At 44.5% G+C, this 13,002-nt stretch carries 12 protein-coding genes; 5 read left to right on the forward strand and 7 right to left on the reverse strand.

All coding sequences use genetic code 11. The annotated features are described in order from the left end of the window. Positions 1–2: 2 nt before the first annotated feature. The gene (locus BK026_RS16315) at positions 3–290 is read right to left on the reverse strand and encodes a hypothetical protein (RefSeq protein ID WP_071816787.1); all 288 of its coding nucleotides are present in this window, start codon (positions 288–290) and stop codon (positions 3–5) included. A 616-nt stretch (positions 291–906) separates the two neighbouring features. Then, positions 907–1,824, reverse strand: coding sequence for a DUF808 domain-containing protein (locus BK026_RS16320; RefSeq protein ID WP_071816788.1), 918 nt, complete (start codon positions 1,822–1,824; stop codon positions 907–909). A 166-nt stretch (positions 1,825–1,990) separates the two neighbouring features. On the opposite strand from BK026_RS16320, the gene BK026_RS16325 reads away from it, so the two are divergent. Beyond that, positions 1,991–2,731 carry an AraC family transcriptional regulator gene (locus BK026_RS16325; protein WP_256253868.1) on the forward strand — a complete coding sequence of 247 codons (741 nt, stop codon included), beginning with the start codon at positions 1,991–1,993 and terminating at the stop codon, positions 2,729–2,731. A gap of 49 nt (positions 2,732–2,780) precedes the next feature. Here the strand turns inward: BK026_RS16325 and BK026_RS16330 are convergent, their stop codons facing one another. Then, entirely contained in the window at positions 2,781–3,635 is an 855-nt protein-coding gene (locus BK026_RS16330) for a hypothetical protein (protein ID WP_071816789.1), read from the reverse strand. Positions 3,636–3,877: 242 nt separating this feature from the next. Here BK026_RS16330 and glnK point away from each other — a divergent pair, with 242 nt between their 5' ends. The 4 genes from glnK to BK026_RS16350 all read left to right on the forward strand — a co-directional run bounded on the left by glnK (position 3,878) and on the right by BK026_RS16350 (position 8,438). Continuing rightward, entirely contained in the window at positions 3,878–4,216 is a 339-nt protein-coding gene (gene glnK / locus BK026_RS16335; protein WP_012516988.1) for a P-II family nitrogen regulator, read from the forward strand. A gap of 32 nt (positions 4,217–4,248) precedes the next feature. Next, positions 4,249–5,496 carry an ammonium transporter gene (locus tag BK026_RS16340; protein WP_014997086.1) on the forward strand — a complete coding sequence of 416 codons (1,248 nt, stop codon included), beginning with the start codon at positions 4,249–4,251 and terminating at the stop codon, positions 5,494–5,496. Between the two features lie 249 nt (positions 5,497–5,745). Further along, a complete protein-coding gene (ggt, locus tag BK026_RS16345; RefSeq protein WP_071816790.1) occupies positions 5,746–7,437 on the forward strand; it encodes a gamma-glutamyltransferase in 1,692 nt (563 codons plus the stop codon). Between the two features lie 77 nt (positions 7,438–7,514). Beyond that, on the forward strand, positions 7,515–8,438 hold the full coding sequence (locus BK026_RS16350; RefSeq protein WP_071816791.1) for a Dyp-type peroxidase: 924 nt from the start codon (positions 7,515–7,517) through the stop codon (positions 8,436–8,438). A 7-nt stretch (positions 8,439–8,445) separates the two neighbouring features. On the opposite strand, the gene BK026_RS16355 is transcribed toward BK026_RS16350, so the two are convergent. The 4 genes from BK026_RS16355 to BK026_RS16370 all read right to left on the reverse strand — a co-directional run bounded on the left by BK026_RS16355 (position 8,446) and on the right by BK026_RS16370 (position 12,893). Next, positions 8,446–9,531 (reverse strand): adenylate/guanylate cyclase domain-containing protein, encoded by a 1,086-nt coding sequence (locus BK026_RS16355; protein WP_071817727.1) that lies wholly within the window; start codon positions 9,529–9,531, stop codon positions 8,446–8,448. 246 nt (positions 9,532–9,777) lie between these two features. After that, positions 9,778–11,061: a glutamate-1-semialdehyde 2,1-aminomutase gene (gene hemL / locus BK026_RS16360; protein WP_071816792.1), complete on the reverse strand. Its 1,284-nt coding sequence runs from the start codon at positions 11,059–11,061 to the stop codon at positions 9,778–9,780. Between the two features lie 4 nt (positions 11,062–11,065). Continuing rightward, complete coding sequence (locus tag BK026_RS16365; protein WP_071817728.1) at positions 11,066–12,079, reverse strand: aspartate carbamoyltransferase; 1,014 nt, start codon at positions 12,077–12,079, stop codon at positions 11,066–11,068. 169 nt (positions 12,080–12,248) lie between these two features. Beyond that, the gene (locus BK026_RS16370; RefSeq protein ID WP_071816793.1) at positions 12,249–12,893 is read right to left on the reverse strand and encodes a TetR/AcrR family transcriptional regulator; all 645 of its coding nucleotides are present in this window, start codon (positions 12,891–12,893) and stop codon (positions 12,249–12,251) included. Positions 12,894–13,002 lie beyond the last annotated feature (109 nt).

Genomic DNA, 13,002 nt, shown 5'->3' on the forward strand with positions numbered 1-13,002 from the left:
CCTTATGCGTCGTTGTTATCGGTGTCTAGCGTTTCAAGTGGGGTAATTGTTATATCTGCAATCAACGTATCACCCTCTTGCAATTCAGTTTCGAATGTATGGCTCGCGGTCAAAACGTCATGGGTCGCGTCGAGCATTAAATTTTGTTTTACTTCGTGTACAGCTTGCTTCACTTGATAGTCGTTATACTCTTCAACGCTGATGCTGCTGTTTTCATCGGCAAAGGCTGATGCGCTCATTAGAGCAGCGGTTAACGTTAGTGCAGTGACAATATTGCGACGGAATAACATAGTAATCTCCTAAAATATAAAAGTTAGACACTGCACTTAAAACCTACTGCACGGCAGATATCGTATTGCTGAGAGTTCAAAAGTGTCGTTAAAAGAGTGAGTTCATTTCGAAACTCAAGATACATGGTGACGAATGGTTAACAGCACATCACTCATTTAACTAATCAATTTGTTCTTCTTAATTCTACTATTGCGAGGGATGTGCCATTTTTTATTTTGCAATTAAGTTGTTGAATTAAAATAACTTTATTTTTTTGAGTGTTTTTTAAATGTCGCTAATGAAATTTGGAAGGCTAAAAAATGGCGATTTTAGCAACTAGGTTGGTCAAATTGGCTAATGCCAATTCGCATAGGTAGTTGCCCACTCAGAAGGCGCTGGCAAGTTTCCTAGCACAGCGTGGGAATGCAGGATTGGCTGTCCCTTTTCAAATTCTCAGAATGAAGCTAGGAAGTTTGCCAGACCTTGCTGTTGGGCGAGTTTAAAATGTCCGTACTCTATGTTGTAGCACCTTAACGCAGAACCACTATACCTGCGGTAACACGCCGCAATTACGAACATTTTAACGCTCGCTCAGTAGGTACTGATCTATGCGAAATGGTATCAGCGTGTTTGCGCCTAGTGTTTTTTAAATTTACCGTATGTCGTTACGGCTAGCGCAAGCAACGTTCCGGCAACGATGCCTACTATGCCGTCTGCGATGATTGACATTAGAAGTGTGATGTTCGGCGCGAGCGCAGTAAACCACTCACTAACGTAATGAAGTGCATCAATACTGTGTGTAAGTATACCTCCGCCCACTAAAAACATCGCAACAGTACCCACAATAGCGAGTGTTTTCATCATAGCGGGTGCTGCTATCAACAGCGTACGACCAATGAGTCGTTGCGTTGTATTCATTGAACCTGTTAACGATTTGCGCAGCATATAAAGGCCAAGATCGTCCATTTTCACCAGTGCCGCTACCAGCCCATATACGCCTAGCGTGATCGCTAAGCTTAATGCAACCAGTACACCGATCTGAGTAGTCAGTGGTGCATCACTTACGGTTCCTAAAGCAATAACGATGATTTCTGCAGACAGTATAAAGTCCGTTCTTATCGCACCTTTTATTTTTTCTTTTTCAAAAGCGACCATATCGACATCTTGGTGGGCAAGCGCGTCTATTCTGGCTTCTCGCTCTTCGATATCATCATCGTGAGGTAAATACTTATGTAAGAGTTTTTCTGCTCCTTCAAAACATAGATAGAGCCCACCCAATACCAAAAGCACAGTAATGAGCGAAGGGACAAATGCACTGATTGCTAACGCGGCAGGCATCAAGATAGCTTTGTTAAATAAAGATCCCTTTGCAACGGCCCACACCACCGGAAGTTCTCTCTCGGCTTTTACGCCTTGAACTTGGTCGGCATTCACAGCAAGGTCATCGCCTAACACCCCTGCCGTTTTTTGTGCTGCTACCTTCGACATTGTTGCAATGTCATCCATTAACGTTGCAATATCATCTAGTAGGGCTAGTAAGTTAGCTGCGGCCACAGTGATTTTCCTTGTATCTATTTTTATTAAGTATGCTGTTTTTGTGTTTCACAAACATTGTTAATCGACAATCGATTAGTAATGGCGGTATACAAAGAATACGCGCAGCATCTTGTCTTTGGCAACTTATGAATAATATGACATTAGAGAAATAGGATAAATCAGTGTGATTACCGACAGAGAAACAGTAGAAGCAACGGAATTACCCTCGCTTTCAGTTCGTTCCTATGCCAGAGAAGCGCGCAGTCACACACACCCTTTTTACCAGTTGGTTTTGCCTATAAACGGTCATATCGAAATAGCGCAAGATTATTTTACAGGCAGTGTTGGTGTGGGAGAGGGGGTGTGCATTGCGCCGCTTGAAGTACATAATTTTAGTGCAAACGAAAATGCAAAGTTTGTGGTTGCTGATTTACTTTCAGTACCTACGCAGTTGCAAGATAAACGGTCGCCTATTTTTCAGGTTAATGCTGCGCTTCAGGCTTTTTTGAGTTTTGCTGAAGTGCAGTTAACGAATTACGCTTTTGACGGACAAGAGGAAATGGCGACGTTATTTCAGGTGCTATTGGCAAAAAGCAAAGTAGGAGCGGGTACAGATAAACGAATCACCCGGGTGTTAAGCCATATACATTGTGATTTAGGGGCGTCGCATTCGCAGCAGTCTCTTTCAGAGGTTGCCTGTATGGGAACCACACAATTCAAAGTACGTTTTAAAGAGGCCACCGGGCTTAGTTTGCGCGACTACCTTGCAAAAGTAAGAATGGAGAAGGCCAAAGCCCTGTTAAGAAACACTGATGCACCCATGTTGAGTATCGCTCAGCTAACAGGCTACGACGATGTATCCGCCTTCAGCAGGCGGTTCAAAGCATACTTCGGACAGTCTCCTAAGTTTTTTAAAAGAAAGTAACTGCGTTTACGTTTTTATCAGATATGCGACAAATCATTCATAGAGACGCCTAATTTCGCTCTCTCTGTTCAGGGACTTTTTTTACTCTGGAATCTATAAAACGTTTGTGGTCGTCCATTTTGGTGCATTTTAGGGTACCTTTGGCAAAACTACTCAAAATCGCCAAGGTTTTATTAATGGAACTACTACAGTTTACGCGTTTTGATGGGCGTTTATTTTCGGTAGCTTGTATTTGCTGTGTGCTTGGCCCATAAAGCACCGGACTATTTTTACGCTCCTGAAAATCGCTTGCTGCTTGCTTAGCATCTTGGGCTATTCTATCGCTGTGATATTTGTCAAGGTATTGTGCGGTGCCGTCTTTTACGGACAAATTCAATTTTCCGGCGCGCCGATTTGCATCTTTTGAAAGCGTAAGCGTTGGCGGCGTTATAGTTGGCTTATTTTCTATGGGTACTTGCGGTATTTCGGGCCCACTATCTTTTTGCTGCTTGGCTACAGGGTTTTCAGATGTTTTATTTTTACTATCAGGTATTTCAGTGGTTTGCGTGACATCTAACTTCAGCCTAATTTCTTGCTTTTCTGTGGAAACATCGACTGTCTTGATGTCTTGAGGTTCAGCTTGGGCAGCAGGGCGCAGCGCAGGAGGATAATATAGCCTGGCGCTAATCTCGGGCGTTTGCTTTAAAACACTCACTCGCGCTTTTTTATCATCGATACTCAACTGAGAGAGAATGACCACTACGATGACAACGAAGATATGTGCGCAACCCGAAATTAATAGCGGTCGCCACGCCATTTTTTTTGCAAGGGCATGATGTTCAATGCTGCGCTGTGGCGCAAAAAAGGAAGGCGTGATAGACGTCATAGTAAACAACAGACCATGGGTACTGTTGAATAGTTCCATCCTAATTTCATCGTACTTTTTAGTTACCTTACCTCAATACTTCATCTGGCTGCTTCATTGTTGGGCATTTTTATCGCTATGCACCATTAGCGTGCAATATTTTTGTGCATGGTCTCCCTGTTTGTGACTATATCTATGATTTTTAATGAAAATTATTTATGGCATGGCTCTTGGTTTATCTTCAGATAGTTGGAAACACGACCATAAATCACAGAATAACCAAAACAATCTGGGAGCATCTCATGAAACTAGTCACAGCAATCATCAAGCCGTTCAAGCTAGATGATGTCCGTGAAGCCATTTCAGAAATCGGTATCGACGGTTTGACCGTGACCGAAGTAAAAGGCTTTGGACGTCAAAAAGGACACACTGAACTTTACCGCGGAGCGGAATATCAGGTGGATTTTCTACCTAAAGTCAAACTGGAAATTGCTGTTCAGGATGATCAAGTAGAACGCCTGGTAGAAGCCATCGTTGGCGCTGCCAAAACAGGCAAAATTGGAGACGGCAAAGTGTTTGTTTACGACCTTGAACATGCCGTTCGTATTCGAACTGGTGAGTCGGATAGCGACGCGCTGTAAGCCACAACGATATTTTTGCGGAGAAAACCATAATGGAAATCACTTTTGAACTTGGGTATGCGCTAGATACCTTTTATTTTCTAATCTGCGGTGCATTGGTTATGTGGATGGCTGCAGGTTTTGCAATGCTTGAAGCAGGTCTTGTTCGAGCGAAAAACACCACAGAAATTCTAACTAAAAACGTGGCGCTATTCGCTATCGCTTGTACCATGTACATGATTTGCGGTTACGGCATTATGTACGGTGGCGGCGACTGGGGTCCTTTCCTAAGCGGTATCATGGCTGATGGCGCGACAGGTGTCGCTGAAGAGCCAGCAACGTATGCACCTTCTGCTGACTTCTTCTTCCAGGTAGTCTTCGTTGCAACAGCAATGTCTATTGTATCTGGTGCGGTAGCTGAGCGTATGAAGCTGTGGGCATTCCTAGCGTTCGCAGTTGTTATGACGGGCTTTATCTATCCAATGGAAGGTGCTTGGACATGGGGCGGCGAAGCAGTATTCGGTATGTATACGCTTGGCGACCTTGGTTTCTCTGACTTTGCAGGTTCAGGTATTGTTCACATGGCTGGTGCAGCTGCAGCCCTTGCTGGTGTACTTGTACTAGGTGCTCGTAAAGGTAAATACACCGCTGACGGTAAAGTAAATGCGATTCCAGGTGCCAACCTACCGCTTGCAACCTTAGGTACATTTATCTTATGGATGGGTTGGTTTGGCTTTAACGGTGGTTCAGTACTGGCTACTGCAACGGTTGAAAGTGCAAACTCGGTTGCTATCGTATTTATGAACACGAACGCTGCGGCGGCTGGTGGTGCTATTGCTGCACTTATCGTAGCACGTATTCTATTCGGCAAAGCTGACCTTACAATGGTACTTAACGGTGCGCTAGCTGGTCTTGTGGCAATCACAGCCGAGCCTTCTACACCAACGCCTCTACAAGCCACTTTATTTGGCGGACTTGGCGGTATCCTAGTTGTACTTAGCATCGTTGCACTTGATAAAGTAAAAATCGATGACCCAGTGGGCGCTATCTCGGTTCACGGCGTAGTAGGTCTTCTTGGTCTAATCCTTGTACCTTTCACAAACGATGGTTCAAGTATTTCTGGTCAGCTAATTGGTGCAGCGACTATCTTTGTATGGGTATTCGTAGTGAGCCTAGTTGTATGGCTAGTAATCAAAGCGGTAATGGGTGTACGTGTGAGCGAAGAGGAAGAATTCGACGGCGTAGACATGAGCGAATGTGGTCTGGAAGCATACCCAGACTTTACAAGCAGCCGTTCGTAAAAGAGTCTCGATTAGGCAAACTAAACAATATTAATAATGCCTTATTACTTCGTTTAAGCCCTGCACCTGCAGGGCTTTTTTCGTTGTCGCGGTATATTCGTTGAGTGAGCTATCTATGCGCGCTTGCCGTAAAGCGCTAGACTAGGTGCATAGACACTGTACAAATTACTATTAAACGTAATTATCTTCGCTTTGCCACTAGCGCTATTAAAAGCAGCGAGGAAGCGTAAATAACAACGGAAAATTGCTATGGCGATCCATTTAAAACTACCACTACTCGTGCTCATTTTTTTAACGACGTCGGTATGTGCTTACGACCGCATTACTGGCCAGCCATTCGCCAGCCGATCTGAAGTTATCGCACAAAACGGGATGGCAGCGACAAGTCAGCCCTTAGCTACTCAGGTGGCGCTCGATATATTAAAGAAAGGAGGCAGTGCTGTTGACGCCGCCATAGCGGCAAATGCAATGCTAGGCCTTGTTGAGCCCACAGGTTGCGGTATAGGCGGAGATTTGTTTGCAATTGTATGGGATGCAAAAGAAAAAAAGTTAGCAGGTTTAAATGCGTCGGGTCGCTCGCCTCGCCAACTTACCAAAGATGTTTTTGCAAAGCGTGGCCATAATAAAATTCCTAAGTTTGGGCCGTTACCAGTTTCTGTTCCTGGCGCGGTAGACGGATGGTTCGAGCTTCACAGCAAGTACGGCAAGCTACCGATGGCAACGTTGTTGACACCCGCTATCGAGTACGCACGAGAAGGTTTTCCCGTTTCTGAATTAATTGCCTATTATTGGGAAAAAAATGTTGAGCGAATAGGGCATTACCCCGGGTTTTCTGACACATTTCTAGTTAATGGGAAAGCGCCTAAAAAGGGGGATGTTTTTAAAAACCCTGGCTTAGCAGTTACTTATGAAAAAATTGCTACGGGTGGACGAGACGCGTTTTACAAAGGCGATATTGCTCGTACTATCGATGTGTATATGAAGGAGCAAGGCGGCTTTCTTTCATATCAGGATCTGGCTTCTCATCAGTCAGAATGGATAGCGCCGGTTTCTGCTAATTACCGAGGCTATGATGTTTGGGAGTTGCCCCCCAATGGTCAGGGCATTGCAGCATTACAGATCCTAAATATCTTAGAGCAATATGATATTGAGGGTATGGGCTTTAATTCATCGGAATACGTTCACACGTTTGTAGAGGCGAAAAAACTTGCGTTTGAGGATAGGGCTAAGTTTTACGCAGACCCCGACTTTAATGAAATACCAGTGAACTGGCTCATTTCAAAAGCCTATGCACAACAACGACAAAAGCTTATTAATGCCGAGAAGGCAGCAACGCGAGTGGATGCCGGCATTTACGAGGGCGACACTATCTATCTTACTGTGGCAGACAAAGACGGAAACATGGTATCTCTTATCCAGAGTAACTATCGTGGAATGGGTTCTGGAATGACGCCACCTGGCCTAGGCTTTATTCTTCAAAATCGCGGTGAAATGTTTACATTAGAAGAGGGCCATTTTAATGAATATCGTCCGGGAAAGCGTCCATTCCACACAATAATTCCGGCTTTCGTCACAAGAAATGGAGAGCCAGTGATGAGTTTTGGAGTAATGGGAGGGGGTACGCAGCCTCAAATGCACGCCCAAATTATCGTTAATATTCTTGATTTTGGTATGAATCTGCAAGAAGCGGGTGATGCACCTCGCATTTTACACAGTGGCTCAAGCAGTCCGACCGGTGAGCTCATGTTAGACGGCGGTTATGTCAGTTTAGAATCGGGCTTTGATGAAGCTGTTCAGCGTGAACTAATGGAAAAAGGCCATACGCTAAGAAGGGTCGTGGGCGCGTTTGGTGGTTATCAAGCTATAGCGTGGGATGCACAAAAAGAAGTGTACTTGGGCGCATCTGAAAGCCGAAAAGATGGACAAGCTGCTGGCTATTGAGCACACTGTAACGTGGTATATGATTTAAACACAATGTTGTACGGTCGTTCGAATACAAAAATAGAAAAAGAGCAGCAATGACACAACCACAAAAAGGCCTTTGTGCTGAGCCAAACCTACATGCTCAGTATTTATTGCTAAATGTTGTCGACGATGATAGCGAAGCGGTCAGGGCCAAACTATCTCGCGTTTTGAATGTTTTTGAGCATTTTGAGAATGAGCATTATGAAGCAATGGTTACCGGTTTGGTTGCTATTGGTACTGGGTATTGGTCGGAGATTTATCCAGGATTGATTCCTATTGAACTTGCGCCATTTCCTGACATGCAATGTGAAGACCGAAGCGCGCCAACCATGCCCTATGACCTGTTTATTCAAATTCGCGCAGACCGCCTTGATATATGTCACGCCGTAGGTATTGAGGTAATGAACCTGCTAAGGCTGCATGTAGAGCTTGTGGAGCAGATTCGAGGGTTTCGTTACCTTGATGGTCGAGATCTCAATGGATATATCTATGGCGCCGATAACCCTCGGGGAATGAAACGTCGGCAGGTTGCAATAATTAGTGATGATGATCCAGACTTCAGCGGTGGCAGCTACGTCCATGTGCAACGTTACAGGCATGACCTTCGTCGTTGGCATAGCTTGTCGACTCGTCAACAAGAGCAGGTAATGGGCACCACGCAGGAACATAATTTAACAAGCAGTGAGCAATCAGAATCGTCCCACTGTGTAAGAGCAAGCAGTGCTGCGTTAGATAGCGATGAACCACGCCTTATTAAACAAGGTATGCCCTACGGCGATATGGCATCACAGGGGCTATTTTTTGTCAGTTGTAGTGCAAGTGCACGCCCTTTTAAGCAAATGCTACACAGTCAGATTTATGGAAATGGCGAAGGAGACTACGACCGATGGTTAGATTTTACTAGCGCAGAAACGGGAGCGGCTTTTTTTGCCCCGTCGATAAACTTCATACATCAACAGGCTAAGCAATCCTCGTAGCGTTTAACTATTGGAGTACTAAGGCGCCATCCCAGTCGTCCGAAAGTTCTAAGTTTCTGTATATGCTGCAAACATCAATGTGGTGATGAGCTAGCGAATCGTCGGGGTTTATCTCTAATGCTGCATTGAAGAACGCAATAGCTTCGTCCCACTCTTGATTAATTCTACAGGCTAATCCAGCCGCTATTTTTGCTTGCACAGCAAGCTTCAACGACTGCTCATCCTGCGGCAGGTGACTAAGTACTTCGTAAATTTCGATAGGAGCTTGCCTTCCTTTTACCTTTACCCAGTCAAGTAAGCGCGTGTTAATTTCACAACTATCGCCGATGGTTTGAAGTACTTGCGCGCTAACAACAATGTCGGCTTCGTACTTTGTTGTCAGTGCTTCAAGTCTTGATGCAATATTAACACTATCACCGATAACCGTTGTGTCCATGCGATCTTCTGAACCGACGGTGCCCATAATCACTGGGCCAAAATGTATGCCTATGCCAATATTCACAGCTGTATAGTTGCTATTTTTTCTATGGCCGTTGTAAATATTCAGCGCTTTTCTAAGGTCTAATGCAGCATTGATAGCATCTATTGCTTTTTGCTGAGCGCTGCCGCCTGGGTGATCGAAAAGTGCCATAATAGCATCACCCATGAACTTATCGATAAAGCCGCGGTTTTGATGAATGGGGTCGTTCATACGGGTAAAGTACGAATTCAAAAAATTCATCAGTTCGTGAGGGGTAATTCTTTCAGAAAAGCCTGTAAAGCCCCTAATATCACAGAACATGATGGCTACTTCGTTTTCCGACGCATAGCCTAAACCCAAATCATCCACATTGGCTGTTGCCATGTGTTCAACAAATTGCTTTGGAACAAATTTTTGAAAAGTACGCGTTAAGCGCAGCGCTTCATCAGCCGCTGCCTGAAAACGAGACTCGCTCTCATTTTGCGAGTTAAGAATATTTTCGTTGAAAGAGCGGTGACGAGCTTCGAACTGTTTTACGCGACGGGCATACCGACGGCTTCTCTTAACAAGCAGTACTGTGATAAATACACAGTACAAAAAGAAAAGGCAAAAAATGCCAACGATCCACTCCATTGCAAACATAACGCTATATAACTTCTGTATTAATGGGCATTTAATTATGCCTCTAGACGATTAGAAACCACACATGGATACGGCGCCGCTAACTTCCCTGGACCCCAAAATGCTTTTCGTATACTTTATATACTAGATTAAGCAATTTTCGCGTGTAATACCAGCCCGCGAGAATGGGGACCAAAAGTCGATAGGTCTGAGCAAAAGCTCACATGGAAACCTATCGCAACACTTCTAGAAAAACACCTACTTAAGCGTGCTGAACACTTTATCTACCGCGTCAAGCGTCTTTCCAATAACAGCCTCATCGTGGGCTTTAGATACAAAGCCTGCCTCGTACGATGCCGGCGCAAGATACACCCCGTGATCAAGCATACCATGATAGAATTTGTTAAATTGCGCTATATTGCAGTTGATGGCTTGCTTATAGTTTGTCACCTTTTCTACATCAGTGAAGAATATGCCAAACATACTGCCTGCAACGTTTGTGGTTAAGCTAATGCCATGCTTATCCGCAAGTGATTGAAATCCGTCTACCAATGCTTGCGTATTTTCAAATATTGAATCATAAAGGCCAGGCTGTTCAATTTGTTGCATAGCAGCTAGACCTGCTGCCATGGCTACAGGGTTACCAGATAGCGTACCGGCTTGATAAATAGGGCCCGTTGGAGCGATATGCGTGATAATATCACGGCGTCCACCGAAACAACCTACCGGCATTCCGCCACCGATAACTTTGCCTAAACAGGTTAAGTCTGGTTTTACATTGAAACGTTCTTGAGCGCCACCGCGAGAAACTCTAAAACCTGTCATTACTTCATCGAAGATAAGCACGCTACCGTATTGGTCACATATTTCGCGTAAACCTTCAAGAAAACCTTCCACAGGAGGAATACAGTTCATATTGCCAGCAACAGGCTCGACAATAATACAAGCGATATCGTCGCCGTGAGCGCTAAAGACTTCTTTTACACTGTCAATATTGTTGTATTCTACCGTAAGAGTATGCTCTGCCACGTTACTTGGTACACCAGGAGAGCTTGGAACGCCTAGCGTAAGCGCTCCAGAACCTGCTTTTACAAGAAGCGAGTCGGCGTGTCCGTGGTAACAACCTTCAAACTTAACTATTTTATTGCGACTTGTATAGCCTCTAGCTAGCCTAATCGCTGACATGGTGGCCTCGGTGCCCGAATTAACCATGCGCACCATTTCCATTGAGGGCACAAGTTGACTCACTTTTTCCGCCATGATGACTTCGGCTTCTGTGGGCGCGCCAAATGATAATCCGTTGTAAGACGCTTCTATCACTGCTTCGCGAATTTGCGGGTTATTGTGCCCTAGTACCATCGGGCCCCATGATTGAATGTAGTCTATGTACTGCTTGCCATCGGCATCCCACATATATGCGCCATCCGCTTTCGTAATAAAGCGAGGGGTACCACCAACAGCTTTGAATGCGCGTACCGGTGAGTTCACTCCACCTGGAATGGTTTTTTGTGCGCGTGTAAATAGGGCTTCAGATTTTTGCATGTAATTACTTACTCTTATTGCTGTACCAAACCACGTCCTTTTCATACTTGGTGATTAGGTTTTCTACACCAAGTGTTAACGCGAATAGTGCCATTCTTACAAGAACACCGTTGTCGGTTTGTCTGAAGATGGCGAGGTTTGGATTAAGATTTAGATCGTTATCAAGTTCATTTGCCTCTATACGGGAATCTCTAGGCAGGGGATGCATAATAACGGTCTTTGATTGAAAATGTTTGGTGTAAATAGACTGGTTTAGTCTGAATTTTCCACGATATTTGTCTGCTTCTTCCTGTGAAGGGAATCGCTCTTCTTGAATGCGCGTTTGATAGCAAATATCAGCATCCATATTGCCTTCAAGTGTTTCCGTTATCGTTAATTGATGGCCAGCGTTCTCAATAGCATCAATGATAGGTTGAGGCATTGCGAGCTCTTTTGGCGATATTAGCGTGAAACGCACATTGTTAAACAAGCAAAGAAGTCGTGATAGAGAGTGTACTGTACGTCCGTACCGTAGGTCGCCAATCATGGCAATGTGCAAGCCGTCAATGCCATTGCCGTTGAACTCGAGCTCTCTTTTTATAGTAAATAGGTCCAGAAGGGCTTGGGTGGGGTGTTCGTTCGCACCATCTCCGCCGTTAATAACGGGGACACGACTCCCTTCAGCGAACTCTGCGACAGACCCTGCCGAAGGATGGCGCATAGCGATAATATCCGAATAGCCGCTCAACACTCGCGCTGTATCATAAAGCGATTCACCTTTAGCCAGTGCTGAGCTCGACATCCCTGTTGTTTCTCTCACTTCCCCGCCTAACAAATTGAAAGCAGTGCCGAAGCTTACTCGTGTGCGCGTACTTGGCTCGAAAAAAAGGTTCCCCAGTATCGCACCATCTAACACGGTGGTTCGTTTTTGACGTTTGGCATAAGGTTGCATAGAAACCGCAACAGAGAACACTCTTTCGATGGCCTCGCGATCGAATTGATTAACCGAAAGAATATGGTTACCAGTAAAATCTGTCATGCGATTCTCATTCATCAAAGAAAACGCCAATAGTGTATATTACCGGCTTAAATAAGTCATTATCTGAGCTGGGAATGACAGCGTTTTAATGGTTCATGTTGAACGTTGGCAACCAGCATAATAAACAGGGCTCAAGAGCAGGTTGCCACGCGAAAGTAAAGCGGTTCTGTTAGGCATTTTGCCCTAGCGACTTAAAGTGAGAAAACAAAAGAAGCGTTTTGTTCACCACTCTTTTTACATGCTCGTCTATTTCTTCATCATTCATGGGGGATTGAATACCACAAAGCATCATGGTGTGGTGTTCACTTTTTAACAGCGAGCAAAAGTCTATAGCCAATTCATGTGCTATTTGTGCTGACAAAGCGCCCTCGCCAAATTGCGCGATAAGTTCACTTAATGTGGCTTGAGACGCTTGTGGTCCCGCTTGATAAAAAAGCGTTGCAACATGGGAATTGGTAACCGCCTCAGCAATAATCACACGAAAAATTGCAATGCTCTGCGGATCTTGAAGTAGGCGAATAAATTGAGAGCCAACTTGGCACAAACAGTCGTATAACGAATGCGAAGTAGAATTTGAAAGCCGCATTGAATCGCGTTGATACATGCTGCATTTAGACGATATGGCGGCTTTGAACAGAGCGTCTTTACTCTCGAAATGCGAATAAACCGTTTGTTTCGACACGCCAGACGCTTTAGCAACAGCATCCATAGAGGTGTTGGCGAATCCAGTTTGTAGAAATAATTGAGAAGCCGTGTGGAGTATGAGTTTATATTTCTCTTCGCTCTTTGGTCGGCCTTGTTTTTTTGTTTTCACTACATTCTCACATTTTTTTAAAGATAATTAATTATCAAACTGGACGGTCTAGTATTATTAAATTAGCATAACGCAATACACTCGCAATTATAACCCTGTTATTTTTGAA

Source organism: Alteromonas sp. V450 (assembly GCF_001885075.1).
Classification (GTDB): Bacteria; Pseudomonadota; Gammaproteobacteria; order Enterobacterales; family Alteromonadaceae; genus Alteromonas.